Annotated in this window: 25 protein-coding genes; 14 read left to right on the top strand and 11 right to left on the bottom strand. The window is 65.7% G+C overall.

The genetic code is table 11. The features are described 5' to 3' along the window. Positions 1–23: 23 nt before the first annotated feature. Positions 24–1562 carry a MocR-like pyridoxine biosynthesis transcription factor PdxR gene (gene pdxR, locus AC3WUT_RS26155; protein ID WP_492349995.1) on the bottom strand — a complete coding sequence of 513 codons (1539 nt, stop codon included), beginning with the start codon at positions 1560–1562 and terminating at the stop codon, positions 24–26. A 117-nt stretch (positions 1563–1679) separates the two neighbouring features. On the opposite strand from pdxR, the gene AC3WUT_RS26150 reads away from it, so the two are divergent. Further along, positions 1680–2321, top strand: a complete 642-nt coding sequence (locus AC3WUT_RS26150) for an FMN-binding negative transcriptional regulator (protein WP_492349994.1) — start codon at positions 1680–1682, stop codon at positions 2319–2321. An 83-nt stretch (positions 2322–2404) separates the two neighbouring features. Here AC3WUT_RS26150 and AC3WUT_RS26145 read toward each other — a convergent pair whose 3' ends face one another. Then, positions 2405–3118, bottom strand: a complete 714-nt coding sequence (locus AC3WUT_RS26145; RefSeq protein ID WP_492349993.1) for a glutathione S-transferase family protein — start codon at positions 3116–3118, stop codon at positions 2405–2407. 78 nt (positions 3119–3196) lie between these two features. On the opposite strand from AC3WUT_RS26145, the gene AC3WUT_RS26140 reads away from it, so the two are divergent. Further along, positions 3197–4081, top strand: a complete 885-nt coding sequence (locus tag AC3WUT_RS26140; RefSeq protein WP_492349992.1) for a LysR family transcriptional regulator — start codon at positions 3197–3199, stop codon at positions 4079–4081. A gap of 83 nt (positions 4082–4164) precedes the next feature. On the opposite strand, the gene AC3WUT_RS26135 is transcribed toward AC3WUT_RS26140, so the two are convergent. From AC3WUT_RS26135 to AC3WUT_RS26115, 5 genes are read right to left on the bottom strand one after another with little or no spacing between them, the layout of a single operon-like run. Then, positions 4165–5082 carry an SMP-30/gluconolactonase/LRE family protein gene (locus AC3WUT_RS26135; protein ID WP_492349991.1) on the bottom strand — a complete coding sequence of 306 codons (918 nt, stop codon included), beginning with the start codon at positions 5080–5082 and terminating at the stop codon, positions 4165–4167. 8 nt (positions 5083–5090) lie between these two features. Continuing rightward, positions 5091–6059 (bottom strand): Bug family tripartite tricarboxylate transporter substrate binding protein, encoded by a 969-nt coding sequence (locus tag AC3WUT_RS26130; protein WP_492349990.1) that lies wholly within the window; start codon positions 6057–6059, stop codon positions 5091–5093. Positions 6060–6094: 35 nt separating this feature from the next. Next, the gene (locus AC3WUT_RS26125) at positions 6095–7084 is read right to left on the bottom strand and encodes a Bug family tripartite tricarboxylate transporter substrate binding protein (RefSeq protein WP_492349989.1); all 990 of its coding nucleotides are present in this window, start codon (positions 7082–7084) and stop codon (positions 6095–6097) included. Beyond that, on the bottom strand, positions 7077–8303 hold the full coding sequence (locus tag AC3WUT_RS26120) for a CaiB/BaiF CoA transferase family protein (RefSeq protein ID WP_492349988.1): 1227 nt from the start codon (positions 8301–8303) through the stop codon (positions 7077–7079). Before AC3WUT_RS26120 ends, AC3WUT_RS26125 begins: the two co-directional genes overlap by 8 nt. Then, on the bottom strand, positions 8300–9268 hold the full coding sequence (locus tag AC3WUT_RS26115) for a hydroxymethylglutaryl-CoA lyase (protein ID WP_492349987.1): 969 nt from the start codon (positions 9266–9268) through the stop codon (positions 8300–8302). The genes AC3WUT_RS26120 and AC3WUT_RS26115 overlap by 4 nt, the downstream gene beginning before the upstream one ends. Positions 9269–9384: 116 nt before the next feature. Here AC3WUT_RS26115 and AC3WUT_RS26110 point away from each other — a divergent pair, with 116 nt between their 5' ends. Beyond that, the gene (locus tag AC3WUT_RS26110; protein ID WP_492349986.1) at positions 9385–10131 is read left to right on the top strand and encodes an IclR family transcriptional regulator; all 747 of its coding nucleotides are present in this window, start codon (positions 9385–9387) and stop codon (positions 10129–10131) included. Positions 10132–10189: 58 nt separating this feature from the next. Here the strand turns inward: AC3WUT_RS26110 and AC3WUT_RS26105 are convergent, their stop codons facing one another. Next, positions 10190–10324, bottom strand: coding sequence for a hypothetical protein (locus tag AC3WUT_RS26105; RefSeq protein WP_492349985.1), 135 nt, complete (start codon positions 10322–10324; stop codon positions 10190–10192). A gap of 309 nt (positions 10325–10633) precedes the next feature. Here AC3WUT_RS26105 and AC3WUT_RS26100 point away from each other — a divergent pair, with 309 nt between their 5' ends. After that, positions 10634–11371, top strand: a complete 738-nt coding sequence (locus AC3WUT_RS26100; RefSeq protein ID WP_492349984.1) for an SDR family NAD(P)-dependent oxidoreductase — start codon at positions 10634–10636, stop codon at positions 11369–11371. Here the strand turns inward: AC3WUT_RS26100 and AC3WUT_RS26095 are convergent. Further along, the gene (locus tag AC3WUT_RS26095) at positions 11341–12312 is read right to left on the bottom strand and encodes a LysR family transcriptional regulator (RefSeq protein WP_492349983.1); all 972 of its coding nucleotides are present in this window, start codon (positions 12310–12312) and stop codon (positions 11341–11343) included. The genes AC3WUT_RS26100 and AC3WUT_RS26095 overlap by 31 nt on opposite strands. A gap of 114 nt (positions 12313–12426) precedes the next feature. Between AC3WUT_RS26095 and AC3WUT_RS26090 the strand changes: the two genes are divergently transcribed. From AC3WUT_RS26090 to AC3WUT_RS26080, 3 genes are read left to right on the top strand one after another with little or no spacing between them, the layout of a single operon-like run. Next, on the top strand, positions 12427–13035 hold the full coding sequence (locus tag AC3WUT_RS26090; protein WP_492349982.1) for an FMN-dependent NADH-azoreductase: 609 nt from the start codon (positions 12427–12429) through the stop codon (positions 13033–13035). A 46-nt stretch (positions 13036–13081) separates the two neighbouring features. Further along, positions 13082–13933, top strand: coding sequence for a pirin family protein (locus tag AC3WUT_RS26085; protein WP_492349981.1), 852 nt, complete (start codon positions 13082–13084; stop codon positions 13931–13933). 8 nt (positions 13934–13941) lie between these two features. After that, the gene (locus tag AC3WUT_RS26080) at positions 13942–14370 is read left to right on the top strand and encodes a 4Fe-4S dicluster domain-containing protein (RefSeq protein WP_492349980.1); all 429 of its coding nucleotides are present in this window, start codon (positions 13942–13944) and stop codon (positions 14368–14370) included. A 20-nt stretch (positions 14371–14390) separates the two neighbouring features. Here the strand turns inward: AC3WUT_RS26080 and AC3WUT_RS26075 are convergent, their stop codons facing one another. After that, positions 14391–15275, bottom strand: coding sequence for a LysR substrate-binding domain-containing protein (locus tag AC3WUT_RS26075; RefSeq protein ID WP_492349979.1), 885 nt, complete (start codon positions 15273–15275; stop codon positions 14391–14393). Between the two features lie 158 nt (positions 15276–15433). Between AC3WUT_RS26075 and AC3WUT_RS26070 the strand changes: the two genes are divergently transcribed. The 5 genes from AC3WUT_RS26070 to AC3WUT_RS26050 are packed head-to-tail and all read left to right on the top strand — an operon-like array spanning position 15434 to position 20987. Then, on the top strand, positions 15434–16183 hold the full coding sequence (locus AC3WUT_RS26070) for an SDR family NAD(P)-dependent oxidoreductase (protein ID WP_492349978.1): 750 nt from the start codon (positions 15434–15436) through the stop codon (positions 16181–16183). A gap of 35 nt (positions 16184–16218) precedes the next feature. Then, positions 16219–17241, top strand: coding sequence for a TRAP transporter substrate-binding protein (locus AC3WUT_RS26065; protein WP_492349977.1), 1023 nt, complete (start codon positions 16219–16221; stop codon positions 17239–17241). Beyond that, positions 17238–19100: a TRAP transporter large permease gene (locus tag AC3WUT_RS26060; protein WP_492349976.1), complete on the top strand. Its 1863-nt coding sequence runs from the start codon at positions 17238–17240 to the stop codon at positions 19098–19100. Before AC3WUT_RS26065 ends, AC3WUT_RS26060 begins: the two co-directional genes overlap by 4 nt. A gap of 37 nt (positions 19101–19137) precedes the next feature. Further along, positions 19138–19983, top strand: coding sequence for a transketolase (locus AC3WUT_RS26055; protein ID WP_492349975.1), 846 nt, complete (start codon positions 19138–19140; stop codon positions 19981–19983). Continuing rightward, entirely contained in the window at positions 19980–20987 is a 1008-nt protein-coding gene (locus AC3WUT_RS26050) for a transketolase family protein (protein WP_492349974.1), read from the top strand. The genes AC3WUT_RS26055 and AC3WUT_RS26050 overlap by 4 nt, the downstream gene beginning before the upstream one ends. Positions 20988–21004: 17 nt before the next feature. Here AC3WUT_RS26050 and AC3WUT_RS26045 read toward each other — a convergent pair whose 3' ends face one another. Then, the gene (locus tag AC3WUT_RS26045) at positions 21005–22006 is read right to left on the bottom strand and encodes a helix-turn-helix domain-containing protein (RefSeq protein ID WP_492349973.1); all 1002 of its coding nucleotides are present in this window, start codon (positions 22004–22006) and stop codon (positions 21005–21007) included. Positions 22007–22252: 246 nt separating this feature from the next. Between AC3WUT_RS26045 and AC3WUT_RS26040 the strand changes: the two genes are divergently transcribed. Further along, entirely contained in the window at positions 22253–23644 is a 1392-nt protein-coding gene (locus tag AC3WUT_RS26040) for a DUF1329 domain-containing protein (RefSeq protein ID WP_492349972.1), read from the top strand. Between the two features lie 83 nt (positions 23645–23727). Next, the coding region (locus AC3WUT_RS26035) for a DUF1302 family protein (protein WP_492349971.1) at positions 23728–24056 on the top strand (329 nt) is incomplete at its 3' end.

Below are 24056 nucleotides of genomic sequence, written 5' to 3'. Positions count from 1 at the left end.
AGCCTGGGGCTTGCCTGTCTGAATCATTCGCCAGTGGGTTGTGAAGAAGGGTGCGGGCCTTGGCCGGGCCGCGTGCCCGCCTGCACCTGGCGCAAGGCTGTGCCCAGGCGCTTCACGCCTTCCATGATCGCCGCCTCGTCGAGCAGGGCGTAGCCCATGATCAGGCCCGCGCAGCGCTGCTGGCCAGGCAATGTGCTGTGGGGGTGGTACAGCGGGCTGATGGGGTAGACGCGCACGCCCAGATCGCGGGCGGCTTGGACCAGGGCTGTTTCGGCGCGGGGTGGCAGCGAGCGGCACCACACCACCACATGCAGGCCGCTGGCGGCGCCCTGGATTTCGATGTGGTCACCCAGGTGCTGCGCCAGTGCCTGGGTCAGCGCGCGCTGGCGGGCCGCCTGGTGGCGGCGGATGCGCCTCACGTGGCGCGCATAGCTGCCGTCTTCCAGCAGCAGGGCCAAGGCTCGCTGTACCCCCGATGCGGTCTGGCGGTCGGCCAGGCGCTTGGCGGTGGCAAAGGGGGCCACCAGACTGGGGGGCAGCACCATGTAGCCCAGGCGCAGTTGGGGCGACAAGGTTTTGGAGAAGGTGCCCACGTGGATCACGCGGGCGTGGCGGTCCAGCGATTGCAGCGTTTCTTCGGGGCCCACCGTGTAGCGGTATTCGCTGTCGTAATCGTCCTCGATCACCCAGGCGCCGGTTTCGTTGGCCCAGGCCAGCAATTGCCTTCGGCGGGCCAGGGGCAGAAAAGACCCCAGCGGAAACTGGTGGGTGGGCGTGACATAGGCCATCTGCACCGCGCCCAGCGCTGCAAGCTGCCCGGTCTTCAGGCCCTGCCCATCCACCTCCACACCCACCAGTCGGGCCCCACAGGCCATGAAGGCCTGCTGGGCGGCCTGGTAGCCGGGGTTCTCGACCACTACGCTGTCGCCTGGGTCCAGCAGCAGGCGGGCGCACAGGTCCAGCGCCTGCTGCGATCCGTTGACGATCATGATCTGGTCCAGCGTGCACACCAGGCCACGGGTCTGGCTCAGGTGGGCGTGCAACGCCTGGCGCAGCGGAAGGTGGCCTCGCGGGTCGTCGTACGCGAGCCGGCTGGCCCGCTGGCGCTCCACCTGGCGCATGGCCTTGCCCCAGGCCAGGGTCGGAAAGTCGGCGCCCGACAGTGGCCCGTAGATGAAGTCGATCTCGCCGGGGGCGGTGGGGCGCGCATCGTTCGGACCCAAAGCAGCCATGCGTTGCCCGATGGCTGAAAGCCGACCGGCGTGGTGCCCGGCGGGGTCCAGCCTGGGCCGCGTGTCAGGCTGGTCTGCGGTAGGGGCAGTGGCGGCAGGGCCTGCGGCCACGCGGCTGCTGGCGCCGGTGCGTGTCTCGATGAACCCGTCGGCGGCCAGTTGCTCGTAGACCAGGGTGACCGTGGCCCGTGACAGCCCCCGTTCTGCCGCCAGTGCTCGGGTGGAGGGCAAGGCCAGGCCAGGGGCATAGGTGCCATCTGCGATGCGGGCCCGGATCTCGTCATACAGCGCGCGGCTGCGGCTGGGGCGGCCCTTGGGCATCAGGGGCATGGCGAAACTGGACTGGTCATTTTGTTGCAAACTGGATATTTATTTCAGGCCAATGATGCCGCAAAGTGGCGGGGCTCGCCGGGCTTTTCCGGCGTCTGTTCCGACCAAGGTTGTCACATGTACCTGCCCAAGCAATTCGCCGAGCCTCGCATCGAGGAACTTCACCGCATCGTCCGCCACAACGCCCTGGGCATGTTGGTGACCCACACCGCCAACGGGCTGGAGGCCCATCACCTGCCCTTGTTGCTGGAGCCCGATCAGGGCCCGCAGGGCACGTTGATCGCCCACGTGGCGCGGGCCAACTCGCTTTGGCAGGAGGTGGCCGATGGCGACCCGGTGCTGGTGGTGTTTCGCGGGGCGCAGGGCTACATCTCGCCCAACTGGTACCCCGGCAAGCACGAGACCCATCGTCGTGTGCCCACCTGGAACTACGAGGTGGTGCATGCCCACGGCACGCTGCATGTCCGCGACGACGAGCGCTTTGTCCGTGGCGTGGTGGCCAAGCTGACGCGCGAGCACGAGGCCGACCAGCCCAGCCCCTGGAAGATGGGGGACGCGCCGCCTGACTACCTGGCCGAACAGTTGCGCCACATCGTGGGGATCGAGGTCCGCATCACCCGCCTGGAGGGCAAGCGCAAGCTGAACCAGCACCATCAGGCCCCAGACCGCGAAGGCGCCATCCGCGGCCTGCAGGCGCAGGGCAACCACGCCCTGGCCAAGGCCATGGCCGAGGCGGTGGCACCGCCGGCCTCAAGCTGATCGCACAGGTCTTATTTTTCGTGCTTGGTGGCGGCTTTGCTGCTGGCGATCACTCCCCCGATTCCAAAGCCGGCGGTTGTCCCTCAACCCGCCCTATGGCTTGGCACCATCCTCTGCGAGAGCGATGATCCCCGGGCCAGCAAAAATTGGCGCAAGCGTTCGGGATAGTCGGCGCGCACGGCGCCTAGCACAGACGGCCTGGCAGCCAGCGCCTGGCGCCAGCGTTGAAGCCTCGGCAAGCCGGCCCAGAAGCCGAAGTCGGCTATCCCGTCAAAGACGTCGAAATACCGGAACACCGGCCCGAACACGGCATCCACCAGGCTGAAGTGGGTGCCTGCAAAAAAAGGTCCATCGCCCAAGGCCGACTCGATCTGCGCGAAACGGGTGTGGATCTCTGCGGCCCGCGCGTTCAAGGCCGTTTCTTCGGCCGCACTGTAGAAGGCGCCGATCAGGTTGAGCAAAGCAGATCCGAACTCGATCCACGAGCGGTGCCGGGCGCGCTGCAGCGCATCGGCCGGATGCAAGCGCGCAGGCGTGGTCTCGTCGAGGTACTCGCAGATCACAGCCGACTCGAAGATGGCCTTGTCCCCGACGAGCAACACCGGTGTCTTGCCCAGTGGCGAGATCTTCAGGAACCAGTCTGGCTTGGCGGCCAGGTCTATGTTGAGTCGTTCAAAGGCTAGGCCTTTTTCGGCCAGCACGATGGCGGCGCGCTGCACATAGGGGCACAGCGCGTGGCTGACCAGTGTCAAAGGGGTGCCGCTGGAAGGGGCGGTCGACGTGACACATGAATCCATGACTGACTCCGGAGGCGTTGATGAGGTCTTCAGTGTGTTGTTGCAAATGAGAAATGAAAATAGACTCTGTCGCACACCATGATTGCAACAACGCAATACAAAATTTCACCCTCCGATCTGGAGGTCCTGCTGGCGCTGGCCCGCGCCGGGACGCTGGCTACCGCGGGCGAAAGGCTGGGGGTCGATGCTTCGACGGTGTTCCGTTCGTTGCAGCGCATCGAACGCGGGCTGGGGCGTTCGCTGTTCGAGCGCAGTCGAACGGGCTACCTGGCCAACGAGTTCGCGACCGAGCTCATGGTCCATGCCGAGCAGATCGAATCGGCACTGGCGGCAGCTCGCTCATCCGTTGACTCGGCACCTTCAAGCATTGCAGGCTCGGTACGCATCACGACCACCGACACCCTGCTGCACGGCGTGGTCGCCCCCGCCTTGCAAGGCCTGCGCCGGGCGCACCCGCAGCTGAACTTCGAGCTGCACACCGGCAACGAACTGGCCAGCCTGACGCGACGCGACGCCGACATCGCCGTGCGCGCTACCCGACACCCACCGCAGCACCTGGTCGGCAAAAAGGTCGGGACCATCCGCGTCGCTTTGTATGCCCCACGCCGAGGCTCAGTGCACAGCCTCGCTGAGGTCGAGGCTGGCCAGGCCGATTGGATCGCCCCGGACGACGCTTTGCCCGAGCATCCTTCGGTGCTCTGGCGCAAGCGCCATTTTCCCAAGGTGGCCCCACGCTATCGGGTCGACAGCATCCTGTCGGTGCTGGAGTTGATCGCGCTCGGCCTGGGGGTGGGCATCGTGCCGCTGTTCCTCGCGCAAGACCGCAAGGATGTCGTGCGCCTGACAGAGCCGCTGGACGAAGGCGAGACCGAACTCTGGCTGCTGACCCATCCCGAAGCCCGCCACCTGCGGCGGGTGGGCTTGGTCTACTCGCACCTGGCCCAGGCCATGAGCTTGCCTTGAAGGGCTTACTGGCCGGCAGCCGCCGCCAGGTCCACCACCCGCTGGTGGCACGATGGCGCCAGATCAGCGGGCTGCGCTGATTTTCAGTCCCTGGCCTGGGCTCTATCGGTCGCGTCTAGGCGGGCATGCAGAATGCTCCCGGTGGATGACTCGGTCATGACCACCTCCTGGGTGCCCGGTCTGACGGCCACATTGGTCACGGTGGCCCCTGCTGCGCTGCGCAGGAAATCGGTCACTTCACCGCGGCCGTTGAGCACGAACACCCCGCCCAGGCTGGCGTGGGCGACCAGCAGCCGATCGCGCTCCAGCAAGGCCAGGCCATCGGGCCCGCTGGTGCCGAAGAAGGTCTGGAATGCGCCCATTTTCGAGAGGCTTCCGTCGGGCAACAGCGGTGCCCTCCAGATCTGATTGCCCCTTGTGACGGCCACGAACAGAACACTCGCGTCATCATTGACGGCCAGACCGTTGGGGCTGGGGGCGTTGGCCAGCAACAGGTCCAACTGGCCGTTGGATCGCAGGCGGTACACCCGGCCCGTCGGGTCGTGCAGGCCGGTCTGGCCCTGGTCGGTGAAGTACAGGTGGCCGTCGCGATCAAACACCAGGTCATTCACGCCCTTGAAGGACTCGCTGTTGCGGTGACCCAGCACGGTGCACAACTGGCCCGTGCCCGGATCCAGGCGAAGAATGCCTCTCCTGTAGTCGGCGATCCACAGGCCGCCATCGGGGTGGATGGCCATCCCGTTGGGCCACCCGTCGTATTCGAGCACCAGATGCCAGCTCAGATCAGGTGCGATCCGGAAGATGCGGCCATAGGGGATGTCGGTCACGTAGAGGTTGCCCTGCGCATCGAACACAGGGCCTTCCAGAAAGCTGTCCATGACATGGCCGGGCTTGTTGGCATCCACCCAGTCAGTGCGCCGGGCCCGCCTGAAGACATCGGGCAGGCGGGTCAGCACCTCGGTGGGGATGACGGTGGGCGGGGTGAAGCTCAGGTTCCACATGGCCGGGCTCACTCTGGTTTGACACCGGCGGACTGGGCGATGGCCGACCAGGCCGCGATCTCTTTCTTGACCAACGCAGCGAAATCGGCGCTGGGCAGGCCGCCAGGCTGGGCCCCTTGCTGAGCGAAGCGCTCTTGCAGGGCCGGGTCGGTCATCGCTTTGGCGACTTCTTGCTGCAGCTTTTGCACGACGCTGGCTGGCGTGCCCTTGGGCGCCGCCAGGCCAAACCAGTTGACCACGGTGAAGCCTGGCAGCCCGGCCTCTTTGAAGGTGGGCACGGCCGGCAGGCCAGCCAGGCGCTTGTCACCGGTGGTTGCCAGGGCGCGCACCTTGCCGCCTTTCACGACGGGAATCGCCGTGGGGCTGGCCGTGATCAGGACGTCGACCTGCTGGCCCATGAGGGCCAGCATGGCGTCGCCTGCACCTTTGTAGGGAATGTGGGTCATGAAGACCTGGGCTTCCCGTTTGAACACCTCGCCCGCCAGGTGGGTGGAGCTGCCCGCGCCACCCGATCCGAAATTGAGTTGAGCTGGATGCGATTTGGCATAGGCGATCAGATCGGCCACGGTCTTGAACGGAGACTGCGCAGGCACCACCAGCACGACCGGGGTGATGGCCAGTGTGGTCACCGGGATCAGATCCGAAGCATGTTCCCAAGGCAGCTTCTTGAAGATTGCGGGCAGCATCGCGTAGGTGGTGTCGTTGGTCAGCAGGGTGTTGCCGTCGGGGGCTGCCTTGGCCACGAAGTTGCTGCCGATGGTGCCGGAGGCGCCCGTTTTGTTTTCGACGAAAAACGACTGACCGGTCTGTTCGGTCAGCTTCTGGGCCACCTGACGGGCTGCGAAGTCGGTGGTGCCGCCGGCCGCATAGGGCACCACGATGCGCACCGGTTTGTCGGGCCAGGCGGGCTGTGCCCACAGGGGCATGCCAAGGCTGGCTGCCAGCGTGAAAGGCAGCAGCGTTTGCTGGATGTGCATGTCTTGTCTCTCGAATGATGTAGGTTGGGATTTGCTCAGTCGAACTTGATGGCGCTGGCCTTGATCAGCTCTTGCCATCGGGCCTGTTCGGTCTGCAGAAAGCGGGCAGTTGCTTCCAGTGAACCGCCCAACGGCAGGCTGCCCTCGGCGGCCAGGCGTTCACGCGTGGCGGGCTGTGCCAAGGCCCGCTCGGTGGCGGCGTTCAGCGCCTGCACCAGGTCCTTTGGGGTCTTGGCCGGGGCCACCAGCATCTTCCAGTCGGTGGCCTGGAAGCCCGCATAGCCTGACTCGGCCACCGTGGGTGTGCCGGGCAGGATGGACAGGCGGTTGAGCGAGGTCACCGCCAAGGCCCGCAGCCGCCCGGCCTTGATCATGCCGATGACGGCCTGAGGGGTGGCGAACATGCAGTCGGTCTGCCCGCCCAGCAGATCGGTGATGGCGGGAGCCGCCCCCTTGTAGGGGATGTCCAGCACATTGTTGAGTCCGGCCTGGCGGGCCAGCATCACACCGGCCAGGTGGCCCACGGTGCCGGTGCCGGCGAGCGCCTGCTTGAGTGGCGTCTTGGCGTTGCGGCCCGCCCTGATGAGATCGGCCAGGGTGCCCCACGGCGCTTCTTGGCGCACGACCAGGATGGTCGGCACTTCGGCCACTGCGGCGATGGCGATGAAGTCCTTCTTTTCATTGAACGGGATGCGCTCCATGGCCACCGGATTGATGGCCAGATTGGACGTCTGCGCCAGTCCCAGGGTGTAGCCATCTGCAGGCGATTTGGCCACGATGTCGAGGCCTATGTTGCCCGCACCGCCGGGCTTGTTGTCCACGATGATCGGCCACTTCGTGTCCTGGGTGATGCGTTCGGCGATCAGCCGGGCCACGGCATCCGTGCCGCCGCCCGCCGCGTACGGAACGACCAGGCGCACAGGCTTGGTCGGCCAGGCGGGTTGGGCCTGCACGCGGCCCGTCAACACCGGCAGTGTGGCGGCCAGCGCCAGCTTGATGAGGTCTCGGCGTTGCAACTCAGACATGGGCCTCTCCCTGGACCAGGCCTTGGGCCTGCATGGTTCCAATCTCACGTGCGGTGTAGCCCAGCTCCTCGAGCAGGGCCACGCTGTGTTCGCCCAGGCGGGGCGGGTTCATGCGGATGCCCGGTCGGCTGTCGCCCAGCATCAGGGGCAGCAGCACGGTCTTGCAAGCGCGACCATCGGGCAGCGTGATGGGCGCTAGCGTGCCCGTTCTGTTCAGATGGGGGTCGTCCAGCAGGTCTTGGGGCTTGGCGATCGGGGCAAAGGGCAGCCCGCGTTCTTCGAAGATCCGGGCGATGTCCTGGGCCGTGCGGTTCTCGAGGTGGGCGCGCAGCACGGGCAGCAGCCAGTCGCGGGCTAGCACGCGGTCGTTGTTGCTGCGCAGGCGCGGATCGGTCTTCAGTGGGCCCAGATCGAACGCCTCGCAGAAAGCGGCCCAGGCACTGTCGCTGACCACCGCCAGGAAGATCTGCTCACCGTTCTTGACCGTGAACACGTCATAGATGGCCCAGGCCGAGATGCGGTTGGGCATGGGCGCGGGGGGCTTGCCCGTGACGGCAAACTGCATCATGTGCTGGGCCACCAGAAACACATTGTTCTCGAACAGCGCTGATTGGACGAGCTGGCCGCGGCCGGTCTTTTCGCGCTGGGCGAGCGCGGCCATGGCCCCCATGGCCCCGAACATCCCCCCCATGATGTCGTTCACGCTGGTGCCCGCCCGCAAGGGATCGCCCTCACGCCCGGTCATGTAAGCCAGGCCTCCCATCATCTGCACCACCTCATCCAGCGCGGTGCGCTTCTCATAGGGGCCGGGCAAAAAGCCTTTGTGGCTGACGTAGATGAGACGCGGATCCAGCCGGGACAAGGTTTCGTAACCCAGGCCGAGCCGGTCCATCGTGCCGGGGCGGAAGTTCTCGCTCACGACGTCGGCAGTCGCGATCAGCTTGAGCGCGACCTCCATGCCTTGCGGCGATTTGAGATCCAGCGCGATGCTTTTCTTGTTGCGGTTGAACATCGGGAAGAAGCCTGCGCCGGAGCCCAGCAGGTTTCGGCTGCTGTCACCGGCGATGGGTTCGACCTTGATCACCTCGGCGCCGAGGTCGGCCAGCACCATGCCGCAGGAGGGGCCCATGACCATGTGGGTGAACTCGACCACCCGCACGCCGGCGTAGGGCAGGGGCTGGGCTGCGGTCTGATCGGACGATGGGTCTGTGGCGCTCATGCCGGCTCCTTGGCTTGGGTGGGGCAGGCAACGGCCCAGCCTTTGGGCAGCCCCGCTTCGGGGGTCATGCCGTACAAGGGTTCGCCGGGCAGACCGGCACTCAAGGGCTGGCGGGCCTCGAACAGGCGTGGCAGGTCGATGCCGGTGGCGATGCCCATGGCCTCGAACATGAACACCAGGTCTTCTGTCACCACATTGCCACTGGCCCCCGGTGCGTAAGGGCAGCCGCCCAGGCCGCCAAGCGAAGCGTCAAAGGTCCGCACCCCGGCGTCGTAGGCCGCCAGGCAGTTCGCCAGGCCCAGCCCCCGGGTGTTGTGCATGTGGGCCGCCCCGGCGCGCTCGCCCAGGGCGGCACGCAGGCGGGTGAACAGCCGCTTGACCTGGGCGGGGTTGGCCATGCCGGTGGTGTCCGACAAGCCCGATTCATCGGCACCGGCCTGCACGCACTGCTCGGCCAGCCAGATCACATCGTCTTCTGGCACCAGGCCCTGGAGCGTGCAGCCGAAGGCCGTCGAGATCCCGGCTTCCAGCTTGACGTGGGGCGCCAGCTCATCGCGCATCCGGGCGATCGCACGCACCTCTTCCACCATCTGCTCTCGCGTCTTGCGCACATTGGCCAGCGAGTGCGCCTCGCTGGCCGAGACCGGCATCGTCAGCTTGTGCACGCCGGCGCGCAGGGCCGCTTCTGCACCCCTCTGGTTGGGCACCAGGGCCATCACGCAGACACCGGCATGGGTCAGTGCATGCCGCACCACCTCGGCCGCGTCGGCCATCTGCGGCAGCAGGCGTGCCGGCACGAACGAGGCGACCTCGATCTCTTGCACGCCGGCGGTCACCAGGGCGTCGATCCAGGCCTTCTTGTGCTCGGTCGGCATGGTCGCCTTCACGGATTGCAGGCCGTCGCGGGGCCCGACTTCGCTGATCAGCACCGAGGTGGCCGATCGATGTGGATGGGAACTGGGCATTCTCTTGACGTCTCCTGAAAATTCTGTAAGATAGAACACAAATCTGTTTAATAGAATTTAGAGCAAGAACGCCCATGGCGTCAAGGCGCGCGTTCGTCCCCGGAAAAGGTCAGCCCATGCCCAGAAAAGCCCAAACTCAATCCCTGGCCGATGAGTCCAGCGCGCCCGGCGGGGCTGCTGCGGTTGACCGTGCCATCACGCTGCTGGCCGCGTTCCGTCACGGAGATGCCGCCTTGTCGCTGGCGGAACTGGCAGAGCGCACCCGGCTCTACAAGAGCACCGTGCTGAGGTTGCTCGCCTCGCTCGAGCACGGGCGCCTGATCGAGCGCCTGCCCGACGGGCGCTATGCGCTGGGCCTGGAGGTGGCGCGCTTGTACACCATCTATGCAGACACCTTTTCCCTGGATCGCTTGGTGATCCCGGTGCTCGAAGACCTGGTCCTCAAGACCGGCGAAAGCGCGGCCTATCACGTTCGGCAAGGGCACCCGCCCAACCAGACGCGTCTGTGCCTGTATCGGGTCGATTCACCGCATCCGATCCGGGACCACATCCGGGCCGGCGACGTGCTGCCCTTGAATTCGGGAACTGGTGGGCGCGTGCTTTCGGCGTTCGGCCTCGGTCATGAGCAGCAAGTGCTCAGTCAGGAAGAACGGGTGCTCTATGCGCGCATCCGCGAGCAGGGGTATTTCGCCTCGGTGGGCGATCGTCTGAAGGAGGTGGCCGGCATCTCCGCCCCCGTGACCAACGCCCAAGGCGCAGTGGTGGCCGCCGTCACCCTGACGATGCCTAATCACCGGTATGACGAGCGCTACGTCAAAGACGTCCTGGCTGCTGCCAGGCAACTGAGCCAGGGCATGGGTTGAGGAGGGGCCATACAGCCCTGGCTCGGGCTTGGGTCGCGGTGGGAACGTGCCTCGGGGATCAGGCCAGCCCGCGTGGCTCATCAAGCGTGCGCCGCATGCTGGCGCGACTGGTGCAGGCCTCGGCCAGAAAGGGGTCGCTCCCGCCGTAGATGCCGCGCTCGTCCAGCGTGGCCGCTGAGAAGGCCTCCTTCATTCAGCCCTTGGGGCGCAACAGTTGCTCGGCCATGTCTTCGGCAAGCTGCTGTCGAGGGACGATCATGCTTATCCATTTTTATTGAAATCAGATCATTTTCAGTGAACGCCGTTGGGGCCAGCCTCGCCGCCGGAGCCTTCCTACCATCGCTTTATCCGATGGAATCCATCCAGAAATATCGGCTTTCCATGAGGGGGCGTGGGTGTTCGAATCGGGCCCCTGTCGCCATCCGACCCAGTGCGTTTTGTTCTGTCCACCGCCGGGCGTCTGTGATGGCGATCTCCATCAACTTCAGGAATCGATCCCATCATGACGACGAAATGCATTGCCATTCTTGGCGCCGGCCCCGGACTGGGGCTGGCTCTGGCCCGACGGTACGGAAAAGACGGCTACGCCGTGGCCCTGGTCGGCCGGCGTGTCGAGGTCCTGCAGGCTCAAAGCCGGCAACTGGGCGCAGAAGGGGTGACAGCACAGGGCTTTCAGGCCGATCTGCGCGAGCCGGCCCAGGTGAGTGCGGTGGTGGCAGACATTCTGTCCCGTTTTGGCCGGATTGATGTGCTGTATTACGGACCCAATGCGCCTGAGGCCTTTGTCCCGGCCTCCTTGCTCAGCGTGGACGATGTCAAAGACAAGGTCGAGCTGTTTCTGTACGGCCTGGTGGCCGCTGTGGGTGCGGTGCTGCCGACCATGCGGGCACTGCCGCAGGGTGCCATCCTGGTGGGGCTGGGGGGCTCGGCGGCGGTGGGGCTGCCGTTCATGAGTGGCCCTGGGCCGGCGCTGGCGGGGGCTCGCAACTACCTGTACTCGCTGCATGGCGAGTTGGCCTCGCAGGGCATCTATGTGGGCATGCTGACGTTGTCTGCCGTGATCCAGCACAGCGGCTGGCACGAGGGCATCCAGTCGGGCCGCATTGCCATGCAGCTGCCGCCGGGGTTCCAGATTCCGGAGGTGTCGCCCGACGTGCTGGCCGCCATGTTGCAGCACGCCATGCTGGAGCGCTCCGGCCCCGAGCTGACCTACCCGCCGGCGCCCGCCGCGGCGGCCTGAGGGCCTGAGCCCTGCGCGTGTGTCAACTGCACGCCCTGCTCGCTCTGCTCGGCCGCCGCTCGCTTGAGCTCGTCAAGCAGCCAGCGCCCCGCCGGGCCCGGTGGCAGGTCGGTACGGTGGATGGCGGTCAGGGACATGCTCACGTTGGCCCGGCTTTCCTCGAACTCCAGCGACACCAGCCGGCCTTGCTCGATGTCAGCCTGCACCACATGCAAGGGCATGCCACCCCAACCCAGGCCGGCCTTCAGAAAGGCGTGCTTGGCGCCCAGATCGGACAGGCGCCAGGTCTTGGGCGAGAGCACGCCCATGTCCATGCTCTGGGTCAGTTGAGAGCGGTCGCTCAGCACCAGCTGCACGTGCTGGCGCAGTTCGCGGCTCGACAGCGCCCGGCCGGTCTGGGCCAGCGGATGTTCGGGTGCGGCCACCATCAGGTAGGGCACGCTCATCAGGTGCTCGCTGCTCAGTTCGGGGTGGTCGGTCAGCAAGGGGGCCCGCACGCCGAACGAGCAACTGCCCTCCAGCACCGGCTCCATCACGGCGCCCATGCCCTCCACCGAAATGCGCAGTGGCGTGCGCGGAAACTGCTTGTGGAAGCCGGCCACGGCGGTGGTCAGGACGCTGGTGGGCAGAAACACGTGGGCGACCACCTTCAGCTCGGGCTCAAGCCCGGCGCCCATGCCCTTGGCCCGGGCCTTGAAGCGGTCCATGTTGTCGGCCACCTGTCTCGCGTCGGTCAGCAACTCGCGGCCGATGGTGGTGAGTTGGGGGCGCCGTGTGGACCGGTCGAACAACTGCACGCCCAGCTGGTTCTCCAGGTTGGCCAAGGTCTGGCTCACGACGGACTGGGCCCGGCCCAGTTGCCGCCCCGCTGCAGAAAAGCTGCCGCAGTCGGCGGCTGCGATGAAGGTACGCAATTGATCCAGGGTGACGGCATCCAGCATCTATCTGTCCAATCGATGGTATTGATCTAAAAATATAGGCTTTTCAGATTTTACGGCGATCGCTAACTTCCAGGCCTGGGCTCAACGGTGAGCCTCCTACAACTGGAAAACGCCATGAAACTGTTGCACATCGACTCCAGCATCCTGCACGGGGATTCCGTCAGCCGCGATCTTTCGGCCCGGGTGGTGGCCACCTGGGTCGGGCGTCACCCCGGCCTTCAGGTCCGACACCTCGACCTGGCACTGACCCCCTTGGGTCACCTCACGCAGGCCCATCTGGCGGTCCAGCAGGGCGCGCCGGCGCCTGCCGAACAGGCGGCCGACATCGCCGCGGGCCAACAGGCCTTGGCTGATTTTCTGGCGGCCGACGTGGTGGTGGTGGGCGCGCCCATGTACAACTTCGGCGTGCCCACCCAGCTCAAGGCCTGGCTCGATCGCCTGGCCGTGGCAGGCAAGACCTTCAGTTACGGCGAGCAAGGCCCGAAGGGCTTGTGCGGTGGCAAGAAGGTGATCGTGGCTTCGTCGCGTGGCGGCATGTTCAGCGAGGGCACCCCGCTGGCCGCCATGGACCACCAGGAGGCCCATCTGCGCGCCTTCTTCGGCTTTTTGGGCATCCAGGAGGTGGCGGTGGTGCGTGCCGAAGGCCTGGCCATGGGCCCGGCCGTGCGTGAGCAGGCCCTGGCTTCGGCACATGCCCGCATCGCCGAGTTGGCCGCCGCCTGAGGCTGGCTTCCGATGGTCCACGCCCCGTCTCCAGACCGGTTCCACCATGCCATTCCAGATCACCGCACCAATCCATGGGCAGCTCCGCGCCCATGCCCATTTCTCGGCCAACAGCTTTGACCTGCACGGCCGGGGCGACGGCGAGTCGCCTTTCCTCCTACTGGACGACTTTCGCGTTTGGGGGCGACCGTTTCCGCCCCACCCGCACGCTGGTTTCTCGGCGGTCACCTGTGTGTTTGAAGATTCAGGCAGCGGCTTGCACGTGCGCGACTCGTTGGGCAACGACGTGCAGGTCGGGCCGGGTGGGGTGGTCTGGACGCAGGCGGGGCAGGGTGTCCTGCATCAGGAGATGGCTTCCAACCCAGGCCTTGAACTGCATGGCGCCCAGATCTTCATCAACCTGAGCGGGCCGCACAAGTTGCTGCCGCCGCAGACCCTGTGGCTGGACGCGCCCGCGGTACCGCAGTGGTGCGGTGCCGGTGGCGACCGTGTGCGGGTGTTGGCCGGGCGTTTTGGTGTGATCTCCTCGACCCTCGCCCCGGCCGAAGACATCACCCTGCTGGATGTGCTCTTGCGCGACGGCCTTGATCTGCCTTGCAGCCCTGGCCGCTGCGCGCTGCTTTACGTGGTGTCGGGCCAGGTCCGGGTTTCTGGGCCAGGGGGCGACATGGGGGTTGTGCTCTCCGGGGGGCAGGCGGCGGAGTTCCGGGGCGAGGGCAGTGTCCGGCTCGATGCGCTCACCCCGGCCCATGTCCTTTGCATGGTGGGCGACAGCCTGCGTGAAACCCTGGTGATCAACGGTCCTTTCATCATGAACAGCCGCCAGCAGATCAGCGACGCCATGGCCCGATTCGAGTCCGGCCTCTTCGGTGCCCTGGCGCCCTTCCCAGAAGAATGAGTGAATCCATGAACTCCGTCTCTCACCCCAAACCTTCTATCGATCCATCCCGAGTCACGACCGGCAGTCGCCGGCGTCAGCAGCGCCATGCCCGCCTGCTGGAGGCCCAGGCGGCCCGGCCTCCGAAATGCAAGGCAGAGCCTGGTTTGTTCAAGCCCGTCGTCGATGCGCGCCGATGTGAAGGGCAGGGCGACTGCGCGGTCGTCTGCCCGGTCGCTGTCTTCAAGATCGACCGCATGCCCGACGAGGCCTTTGCGGCCATGCCCGTGCTGGTCCGGTTCAAGCTTTGGGCCCACGGCCGCCAGACGGCTTTCACGCCGCATGCCGAGGCCTGCCGGGCCTGTGGATCTTGTGTCAGTGCCTGCCCCGAGCAGGCGATCACCCTGGTGCGCGCCAGCGGCCACCAGAGCGGCAACCAGAGTGGCGTTGGAGCCTGAGCGGTCCTGCCGATGCGCCTTCAGCGCACCGAGGCCTCGTGGTGCAGCCAGGCGAGAAAAGCCTCCACCGCGGGGCGCTTGGCGTGGCGCTCGGGGTAGACCGCAAAGTGGGCCTTCACCGGAACGGCCTGATCGAGCCCGAACACCGCCTTGAGTTTGCCCTCGGCCAGATGGCCCGCGGCGATCACCGCGCTTTCGAGCGCCACACCCAGGCCCTGGGTGGCCGCGTCCAGTGACATCTGGGCGCGGTCGAAGCGCACTGGAAAGCGGTCAGGTGCCCGCAGGCCGCCGAAGCGGTTCAGCCAGTCTGACCACTGCACCACGCTCACATTGCTCTGGATCAGGGGCAGCTCCAGCAACTGCGCGATCTCGCGCAGCTTGTGCTGGCGGATGAACGCCGGGCTGGCCAGCGGCACGATGGGCTCCTCGAACAGCGGCTCGACCACCAGGTCGCCCCATTGCGGCACGCCGTAGCGAAGGTCGATGTCGGCCTGGCCCAGCGCGAAATCGCTGGGCGTGTGAGCGGCCGACAGGTTGAGCGAGATGTCAGGGTAGGCCTTGGCAAAGCGATGCAGCCGGGGCATCAGCCACAGGCTGGCAATGCTGGGGGCCGAGTGCACATAGAGGCTGTTGCGTATGCCCTGGCGCAGGTCGTCGGTGGCCGACGAGATGGCATTGAGGGCTGCCCTGATGTGCATCAGGTAGTGCTCGCCGGCCGGGCTTAGCCGCACGGTGTGGGCACTTCGCTCGAACAGCCGGATGCCCAGGTGCGCCTCCAGGCGCGAGATCTGGTGGCTGATCGCCGAGGCCGTGAGGTGCAGCTCCGAGGCGGCCAGCGCAAAGCTGCGGCGCCGGGCCACGGCTTCAAAGGCTTGCAGGTTGGCGATCGGGGGCAGTGCGGCCATCGGGAGAACCCTGACTTTGGATGAACGATTGTCATCTTACGCTGATATTAAATCGCTTGTCTTCAACTTGGACCACTTTGAGAATCGGCCTCGACGGGGTGGAGCCGGCCGAAGTGGCCGTCCCCCTGGCCTGCATCAACTCACTGGAGACACCGAACATGTTGCTCAAAGACCAAGTGGCCCTCATTACCGGCGGCGCCGGCCTCAACGGACTGGGCTTTGCCACCGCCCGCCTCATGGCGGCCCAGGGCGCCCGCGTCGTGATCTGCGATCTCGAACGTGCCGACCCTGCAGGTGCCGCCGCCCAATTGGGTGCGGGGCACCTGGGCCTGGTGGCCGATGTGACCGACAAGGCCTCGTGTGAAGCCGCTGTGCAAGCCGCCCTGCAGGCCTTTGGCCGCATCGACACCCTGGTCAACAACGCCGGCATCACCCAGCCGGTCAAGACCCTCGAAATCACCGGCAGCGATTACGACCGCATCCTCGATGTCAGCCTGCGCGGCACGCTGTACATGTCGCAGGCCGTGCTGCCGACCATGCAGCAACAGGGCGGCGGCTCGATCATCTGCATCTCCTCGGTGTCGGCCCAGCGCGGCGGCGGCATCCTGGGCGGGCCGCACTACTCGGCCGCCAAGGCCGGGGTGTTGGGCCTGGCCAAGGCCATGGCCCGCGAGTTCGGGCCCCAGAACATCCGTGTCAATTGCATCACCCCCGGCCTGATCGGCACCGACATCATCAAGGGCAAGCTGACCGACGAGAAAAAGGCCGAGATTGCCGAGACCATCCCACTGGCCCGCCTGGGCCGGGCCGACGACATCGCCGGGGCCTGCGTCTACCTGGCCAGCCCGCTGTCGAGCTACTGCACCGGCATCACCCTGGACGTCAATGGCGGCATGCTGATCCATTGACCGTCAGCTGTTTCAAGATCAACAAGGAGACAACCATGAACGATTCCAAGACGACGATCTCGCGTCGCAGCCTGCTGAGTGCATCGGCAGCGCTGCCCCTGTTCTCGATTGCCATGCGACCGGCCTCTGCCGCCGAGTTCAATTTCAAGTTCGCCACCGGCCAGGATCCCTCTCACCCGGTGAACAAGCGGGCGCAAGAGGCCATCGATCGCATCCGCAACGCCACCAATGGCCGTCTGGACATCAAGTTGTTCCCGGCCAACCAGCTTGGTTCGGACACCGACTTGCTGTCCCAGGTGCGCTCGGGCGGGGTGGAGTTCTTCAACCAGGCCAGCGTGGTGCTGTCGACCCTGGTGCCCGCCGCCGGCATCGTGAACACCGGCTTTGCGTTCCACGATTACACCGAGGTGTGGAAAGCGATGGACGGCCCGTTGGGCAAGTACGTGCGGGCTCAGATTGAAAAAGTGGGACTGTTGACCCTGTCCAAGCCCTGGGACAACGGATTCCGCAACATCACGACCTCGACCAAGCCCGTGAAGACACCGGACGACCTCAAGGGTTTGAAGATGCGCGTGCCGGCGGCCCCGATGCTGTCCAGCCTTTTCACCGCCCTGGGGGCCAGCCCGACGCCGATCAACTTCAATGAGCTGTATTCGGCGCTGCAGACCAAATTGGTGGAGGGCCAGGAGAACCCCCTGGCCATCATCAGCACAGCACGCCTGTACGAGGTGCAGAAGTTCTGCAGCCTGAGCAACCATGTCTGGGACGCCTACTGGATTCTGGGCAACCGCAAGGCCATGGATCGCCTGCCCAAGGACATCCAGGAGATCGTCTACCGCGAACTGGACAAAGCCGCCACCGATGAGCGTGCCGACATTGCCGCCCTGAACTCTTCCTTGCGCACGGATCTGGCGTCCAAAGGCATCCAGATGACCGAGCCGGACAAGAAGGTGTTCAAGGACGCGCTGGCCAAAAATGGCTTCTACAAGGACCTGCGCGCCAAGTTCGGCGAGGACGCCTGGAAGCTGCTTTCCGACAGCGTGGGTGGTTTGGGATGAGCGCCATGCTGAGCGAACCCTTGAACGATCAGCCCGCCCCAAACGGGCTGGCGGTCCGTGCCGAGGCGTGGCTGGGTCATCTGGTTGAAGTGCCGGCCGCTGTGCTGGTGGTGGGCGAGGTGGCGGTTCTGCTGGCAGGCGTCGTGATGCGCTTTCTGCTGAACAGCCCACTCCCCTGGGCCGATGAGTTGGCTTCGATCCTGTTCCTGTGGCTGGCGAACCTCGGGGCGGCCGTGGCCCTGCGCCGCGGCATGCACATGCGGACCACCGCGCTGGTATCGCGCTGGAGTGCCAAGGCCCAGTCATGGGCGGAGGTGTTGGCGACGGTGGTGCCTATCCTCTGGCTCGGCATGCTGATCTGGCCGATGACCGAATACGCGCTGGATGAGTGGGTCGTACAGACCCCGGCGCTTTCTTGGCCCAACACGCTGCGGGCGGCTGCGGTTCCGGTGGGCAGCACCATGATGCTGTTGCTCTGCCTGTTCAAGGTGGCGCGCCATGGCTGGTTTGAGATCGTCAAGGTCGCTTTCTCGATCGCGATCCTGGCAGGCGTCCTGTATGCCGGGGCTGACTGGCTGCAGGCCATCGGCAATTGGAACCTGCTGATCTTCTTTGCGGGCTTGCTGGGGGCCGGGGTCTTGCTGGGCGTGCCCATCGCATTCTGCTTCGGCATGGCGACGGTGTCCTTTCTGCTGACGACCACCTCCACCCCCCTGTCTGTGGTCAGTGGACGCATCGACGAAGGCATGAGTTCGCTCATCCTCCTGGCGGTGCCGCTCTTCATCCTGCTCGGCCACCTGGTGGAGATGACGGGCATGGCGAAGGCCATGGTCGACTTCCTGGCCTCTTTGTTGGGGCACGTCCGTGGTGGGCTGAACTACGTGCTGCTGGGGGCCATGCTGTTGGTGTCTGGCATCTCGGGGGCCAAGACGGCCGACATGGCCGCCGTTGCGCCGGTTCTGTTGCCCGAGATGAAAAAGCGGGGCAACCCCGAAGGCGAACTGATCGCCCTGCTGGCGGCATCGGGCGCCATGGCCGAGACGATTCCGCCATCGTTGGTCTTGATCACCATTGGTTCGGTCGCCGGGATCTCGATCAGTGCCTTGTTCACCGGGGGCATCCTGCCGGGGGTGGTTCTGGCGCTGATCCTGGCCCTGTTGTCGCGATTCCGCAGTGCTGAAATCAGCCACGGGTTGCAAAGGGCGCCGCTGGCCGTGGTGGGCAAGACACTGCTGATCGCGGCACCGGCCCTGGCGCTGCCTGTGCTGATTCGCACAGCGGTGGTCGAAGGCGTGGCCACGGCCACCGAGGTGTCGACCATCGGGATCGCCTATGCGGTGGCGGCGGGCTTGCTCGTCTATCGCCGCTTCGACTGGCGGCGTCTGTATCCGATGCTGGTGGACACGGCGGCCTTGTCTGGCGCCATCCTTTTCATCATCGGAACCGCCACCGGCATGTCGTGGGCACTGACCCAATCGGGCTTCTCGCACAGCCTGGCCCACTTGATGACGAGCGTGCCCGGTGGCAAGTATGGCTTTCTGATGGTGTCCATCGCCGCGTTTGTCGTGCTCGGGAGTGTGCTGGAAGGCATTCCTGCCATGGTCTTGTTTGCCCCTTTGCTGTTCCCGGTGGCCAAGGCCATGGGCGTGCATGAAGTGCATTACGCCATGGTGATCATCTTGGCCATGGGCATCGGTCTGTTCGCACCGCCCTTTGGCCTCGGCTATTACGCGGCCTGCACCATCGGCCGGGTGCATCCGGATGCGGCCGTGCGGCGAATCTGGCCCTACCTGGGCGCCCTGTTGGCGGGCCTGATCCTGGTGGCGCTCGTGCCCTGGTTCTCCATTGGGCTGCTGTGAGTTGAGCCAACCCCCTATTTTGTTACCGAGGATTGTTATGACGGATACCGTATCCAAGTTGAAGGCCTGCGCCTACCGCATCCGCCGCTACGCGCTGCGCATGGGCGAGGTGCAGGGGCAGGGCTACATCGGCCAGGCCCTGGGCTGGGCCGATGTGCTGGCGGTGGCCTACGGCCATGCCATGAGCTACCAAGCCACCGACCCGGTGTGGGAGGGGCGAGACCGCTTCCTGCTGTCTCATGGGCACTATGCCATCGCGCACTACGCCGCCCTGATCGAAGCCGGGATCATTCCGGAGTCCGAGCTGGAGACCTACGGCAGTGATGACAGCCGCCTGCCCATGTCGGGCATGGCCACTTACACCCCCGGCATGGAGATTTCGGGCGGATCCCTGGGGCAGGGGCTGATCATTGGTGTGGGCATGGCGTTGGCGCTGCGCCAAAAGCAGAACAAGGCCTTTGTCTACAACTCGATGTCCGACGGAGAACTGGACGAAGGTTCGACCTGGGAGGCCGCCATGTCTGCTGCCCACCACGGTCTGGGCAACCTGATCTGCCTGATCGACATCAACAACCAGCAGGCCGACGGCCCGTCGAGCAAAGTGCTGGGCTTTGAGCCCCTGGCCGACAAATGGGCTGCCTTCGGATGGCATGTCCAGCGGGTGAACGGCAACGATCTGCCCGCGGTGCTGGCGGCCTTCGACACCGCCCGCACCCTTCAGGAGGCCAAACCCCGGGTGATCCTGTTTGACACCCTGATGGGCAAGGGCGTGCCCTTCCTGGAGACGCGCGACAAGAACCATTTCATCCGGGTCGATCCCCCCGAGTGGCAGCAGGCCCTCGCGGTGCTCGACCAGAGCCAGACCTCAGGAGCCCAAGCATGAACACCGCCACCGACAAGAAACCCCGTCTGACCACCTCGGCCATGATTGCCTCCATCGCGGCCGAGGGCCAGCGTGTCAAGGCTGCGCCCTTCGGCAAGGCCCTGGTCGAGCTGGCCGCCAACCGGCCCGAGATCGTGGGCATGACGGCCGACCTGGCCAAGTACACCGATCTGCACCTGTTTGCCCAGGCCTACCCCGACCGCTTCTACCAGATGGGCATGGCCGAGCAATTGCTCATGGGCTCGGCCGGGGGCATGGCCAAGGAGGGCCTGATCCCGTTTGCCACCACCTATGCGGTGTTCGGTACCCGCCGCGCCTACGACTTCATTCACCAGGTCATTGCGGAAGAGAACCTCAACGTCAAGATGTGCTGTGCCCTACCGGGCCTGACCACGGGCTACGGCCCCAGCCACCAGGCCACCGAAGACCTGGCCATGATGCGCGGTATACCCGGCCTGACCATCGTCGACCCTTGCGACGCCCTGGACATCGAACAGGCCGTGCCGCAGATCGCCGACCACCCGGGCCCGGTGTACATGCGCCTATTGCGCGGCAATGTGCCGCTGGTGCTCGACGAGATTGAGGGCTACCGCTTCGAGCTGGGCAAGGCCAAGAGCCTGGTCGATGGCGACGACGTGCTGATCATCTCCAGCGGCTTCATGACCATGCGGGCACTGGAGGTGGTCAAGGCCTTGAAGGCCGATGGCGTCGGCGCCGCCGTGCTGCACTGCCCCACCATCAAACCCCTGGACGAGGCCACGATCCTGGCCGAAGTGGGCCGCAAGCAGCGCCTGGTGGTGGTGGCCGAGAACCATTCGGTCATCGGCGGGCTGGGAGAGGCCGTGGCCTCGTGCCTGTTGCAGAACGGGGCCCAGCCTGCACGCTTCCGGCTGGCAGGCCTGCCCGATGCCTACCTGGATGCGGGCGCGCTGCCCACCCTGCACGAGCGCTATGGCATCAGCACCGAGGCCCTGACCCGGCGCATCCAGGCCTGGATGCGCTGAGCCAGCCAGCCGGCCCTTCAGACCTGCGCGTTGCGCAGCGTCTGCGAGGGCAACTCGCCAAACTGGGCCGAGTAGTCGCGCGAGAACTCGCTCAGGTGCCAGAAGCCCCAGCGGGCTGCGATGTCCTGCACCTTGATGCGGGCCTCGTGGGCGCGGTTTTTCAGGTCGCGGCGCACGCCGTTCAGGCGCACCAGGCGCAGGTAGCGTTTGGGGCTGATGCCCAGCACGTCGTTGAAGCAGTAGTCCAGCTTGCGCGGGCTGGTGCCGATGCGGCTGCACACGTCCAGCGTGGACAGTGGCTGGTCTGAATGGGCCAGCATGCATTCGCAGGCGCGGTCCACCACTTTTTTGCGCGCCTCCACACGGCGCAGCTCGCTAGTGTCCACCTGCGAGGGGATGGCCTCAATCCATTCGATCAGGATGGCGTCGCGCAACTGGAGCAGGGCCACCGGGTCGTTGAGCAGCTCGGGCGAGCTGCTCAGCAGGTCCAGGATGCGGCGGTGCATCTTGTTGAGGTGGCGGGCCGAGGCGGTGCTGGCCTGCACCACGATCTGTTCTTCGATCCAGGCCGAAAGGGGCTTCTGGTACATGCTTTGCCACAGGGCGGCCAGCAGTTCTTGCTCCACCACCACACCGATCAGTTCGCAATGGGCGGGGGTCAGCAGGTCCAGCTCTTCGCCCCGGCCGATCATGATCGATTCGGTGCTCAGGCGCTGGCCGTTGAAGATGGCCTCGCTGTCCTGCTCCAGTGCCATGGCCAGGCCGTAGTGCCCGCGGCCGATCTGGCCGCGCTGGCGCACCTTGCAGTTGGCCCCTTCGCGGATGATGCGCAGCCCGGGCAACTGCACCAGCTCAATCTGCCCGTCAAAGCGGCCGGCCGAGAGCTGGTCGTAGTTCAGGCTCCATTGCGGTTGGGCACTGGCATGCACGTCGACGTCGCTGGAGCGCACGCAGGCGTGCCAAGAAGGCGGCGGCATGGCACTGGATTGGGGCATCTGTTGGCCGGTCAAGGGGCTCATGGCTCGGTGCGGGGCGTCTGTGCGCCCGTGTGGGGTGGGGACCGAGTGTCCTAAGCATCAGCCGTGCCGGCCATCGGTAGAAACCAGAGCGCACCAGCCTGGTGACGCCGCACCAAATGTTTGCTTGGTAATTACCCTAGATGAGACTTGCGCAAAACCGATAACGGTGATCTTGCACGCCGCCACACACTCCAGCCCATCCACCACCTGTGGTGCTTATCCGACCGCTAATCAGGAGTCGTCAATATGGGGAATGCAACAAACACCGGGCGCCATTTGCTGCTGGCCTTGGCGGCCCTGGCCGCCATGGGCAGCAGCCTGGCGCAATCACGCGATGCTGCCCGCCTGGGCAAAGACCTGACGCCCGCTGGCGGCGAGCAGGCCGCCAACAAGGACGGCAGCATTCCGGCCTACACCGGTGCCGAGCCGCCCGAGGCCGGCTGGGCCTGGGGCAAGCTGCGCGGCGAGTTCTGGAAGCACAAGGGCGAGAAAGCGCTGTACTCCATCGACGCCTCCAACGTCGACAAGTACGCCGACAAGCTCTCGCCGGGCCAGGTCGAGCTGATCAAGCAGACCAAGGGCTACCGCATGGATGTGTACCCCAGCCATCGCAGCTGCGGCGTGCCTGACTTTGTGGCCGACAACACCCGCAAGAACGTCGAGGCCGGCAAGCTCAAGGACAATGGCTGGACGCTGCAGGAGGCCATGCTGCCGGGCTACCCCTTCCCCATGCCACGCAATGGCGCCGAGGCCATGTGGAACGCCAAGATGCGTTACCGCGGCCTGGCACTGGACTACAAGAAGGTGATCACCGCCGCCTCGCCGCGCAAGGGCGGTGACGAGTGGATCAAGGCCGGCTCCGAGCAGGTGGTGTTTGTGCCCTGGGGCGCCAAGGGGTCTGCTCCCTTCAGCAAGATGCCACAGGTCGAGTACTACACCTACTTTGGCTACAACAGCCCCGCCGCCCTGGCCGGCCAGGCCCTGGCCATCACCAACTACAGCGAAGCCGCCACCGAAACCTTCTACTACTTTCCGGGCCAGCGCCGCGTGCGCCGCATGCCCACCTATGCCTACGATGCCCCGCAGATCGGCTTCGAGAACCAGTACACCCTCGACGAGCCCTATGTGTTCAACGGCCTGATGGACCGCTTTGAATGGAAGCTGGTGGGCAAGAAAGAGATGCTGGTGCCCTACAACGTGTTCGGGGCCTATGACTTCAAGGCCAAGTTCGAAGACGTGGCCCAGCGTGATTTCATCGAGCCCGGCCACCGCCGCTACGAGATGCACCGCGTGTGGGTGGTCGAGGCCACGGTCAAACCAGGTACCCGGCATCTGGCCCCCAAGCGCACCTTCTACCTCGACGAAGACAGCTGGGCGCCGTTGGTGGCCGACGACTACGACGCCCAGGGCAAGCTCTGGAAAGTGCGCGAAGGCTTTGTGATTCCGGTGTACGAGACCGGCTCGTGCGATGTGTCGGCCTTTGTGCAGCACAACGTGCTGGAGGGGCGCTATGTGTTTGACGAACACGCCGTGGGCACCGGCACCGACGTGCATTGGCTGACCGAGGCCGGCAACAACGCCAAGCTCAAGGCCGGCTTCTACACCTCAGACAACCTGCGCGCCATCAGCGAACGCTGAGCCCGCCCCTGATGTCCTGGGCCGGGTGCATGGCACCGGCCCAGGGCCTTCACCCGCCCCCCTTCTGAAGACAAGGTGACACCATGTCCGGACATCGCTTTTCCCTCATTTTTTCTGCCGTTCTGCTGGCCCATGGCGCGGCCCAGGCCTTCACCTTCGAGACCGAAGACGGCCTGCGCGGCAGCTTCGACTCGACCGTGTCGGTGGGCACGGGCATCCGTGCCAAAGACCCCAGCCCCGGCCTGATCGCGGCGGGCAACACCGGCTCGCCGGGCGGCGGCCTGAGCGCCGTGTCGGGCCTGGGCGACCAGGGCGACCTCAACTACAAGAAGGGCCAGCCCTTCACCACCTACCTCAAGGGCTCGCACGAGCTGGTGCTCAAGCCCAGTGAAGACCTGACCTTCATGGGCCG

It is taken from the genome of Curvibacter sp. EU05-FHT14A10 (assembly GCF_058791075.1).
The sequence above is the reverse complement of the archived record's forward strand: the minus strand, read 5'-3'. Positions and strand labels throughout refer to the sequence as shown.

Coding starts and splice junctions, on each gene's coding strand:
- AC3WUT_RS26145 (WP_492349993.1), bottom strand. CDS start 3,118: ATGGATTCATGTGTCACGTCGACCGCCCCTTCCAGCGGCACCCCTTTG.
- AC3WUT_RS26080 (WP_492349980.1), top strand. CDS start 13,942: ATGAACTCCGTCTCTCACCCCAAACCTTCTATCGATCCATCCCGAGTC.
- AC3WUT_RS26140 (WP_492349992.1), top strand. CDS start 3,197: ATGATTGCAACAACGCAATACAAAATTTCACCCTCCGATCTGGAGGTC.
- AC3WUT_RS26085 (WP_492349981.1), top strand. CDS start 13,082: ATGCCATTCCAGATCACCGCACCAATCCATGGGCAGCTCCGCGCCCAT.
- AC3WUT_RS26075 (WP_492349979.1), bottom strand. CDS start 15,275: ATGGCCGCACTGCCCCCGATCGCCAACCTGCAAGCCTTTGAAGCCGTG.
- AC3WUT_RS26090 (WP_492349982.1), top strand. CDS start 12,427: ATGAAACTGTTGCACATCGACTCCAGCATCCTGCACGGGGATTCCGTC.
- AC3WUT_RS26130 (WP_492349990.1), bottom strand. CDS start 6,059: ATGCACATCCAGCAAACGCTGCTGCCTTTCACGCTGGCAGCCAGCCTT.
- AC3WUT_RS26100 (WP_492349984.1), top strand. CDS start 10,634: ATGACGACGAAATGCATTGCCATTCTTGGCGCCGGCCCCGGACTGGGG.
- AC3WUT_RS26050 (WP_492349974.1), top strand. CDS start 19,980: ATGAACACCGCCACCGACAAGAAACCCCGTCTGACCACCTCGGCCATG.
- AC3WUT_RS26150 (WP_492349994.1), top strand. CDS start 1,680: ATGTACCTGCCCAAGCAATTCGCCGAGCCTCGCATCGAGGAACTTCAC.
- AC3WUT_RS26065 (WP_492349977.1), top strand. CDS start 16,219: ATGAACGATTCCAAGACGACGATCTCGCGTCGCAGCCTGCTGAGTGCA.
- AC3WUT_RS26060 (WP_492349976.1), top strand. CDS start 17,238: ATGAGCGCCATGCTGAGCGAACCCTTGAACGATCAGCCCGCCCCAAAC.
- AC3WUT_RS26040 (WP_492349972.1), top strand. CDS start 22,253: ATGGGGAATGCAACAAACACCGGGCGCCATTTGCTGCTGGCCTTGGCG.
- AC3WUT_RS26105 (WP_492349985.1), bottom strand. CDS start 10,324: ATGAAGGAGGCCTTCTCAGCGGCCACGCTGGACGAGCGCGGCATCTAC.
- AC3WUT_RS26135 (WP_492349991.1), bottom strand. CDS start 5,082: ATGTGGAACCTGAGCTTCACCCCGCCCACCGTCATCCCCACCGAGGTG.
- AC3WUT_RS26070 (WP_492349978.1), top strand. CDS start 15,434: ATGTTGCTCAAAGACCAAGTGGCCCTCATTACCGGCGGCGCCGGCCTC.
- AC3WUT_RS26110 (WP_492349986.1), top strand. CDS start 9,385: ATGCCCAGAAAAGCCCAAACTCAATCCCTGGCCGATGAGTCCAGCGCG.
- AC3WUT_RS26125 (WP_492349989.1), bottom strand. CDS start 7,084: ATGTCTGAGTTGCAACGCCGAGACCTCATCAAGCTGGCGCTGGCCGCC.
- AC3WUT_RS26115 (WP_492349987.1), bottom strand. CDS start 9,268: ATGCCCAGTTCCCATCCACATCGATCGGCCACCTCGGTGCTGATCAGC.
- pdxR (WP_492349995.1), bottom strand. CDS start 1,562: ATGCCCCTGATGCCCAAGGGCCGCCCCAGCCGCAGCCGCGCGCTGTAT.
- AC3WUT_RS26120 (WP_492349988.1), bottom strand. CDS start 8,303: ATGAGCGCCACAGACCCATCGTCCGATCAGACCGCAGCCCAGCCCCTG.
- AC3WUT_RS26055 (WP_492349975.1), top strand. CDS start 19,138: ATGACGGATACCGTATCCAAGTTGAAGGCCTGCGCCTACCGCATCCGC.
- AC3WUT_RS26045 (WP_492349973.1), bottom strand. CDS start 22,006: ATGAGCCCCTTGACCGGCCAACAGATGCCCCAATCCAGTGCCATGCCG.
- AC3WUT_RS26095 (WP_492349983.1), bottom strand. CDS start 12,312: ATGCTGGATGCCGTCACCCTGGATCAATTGCGTACCTTCATCGCAGCC.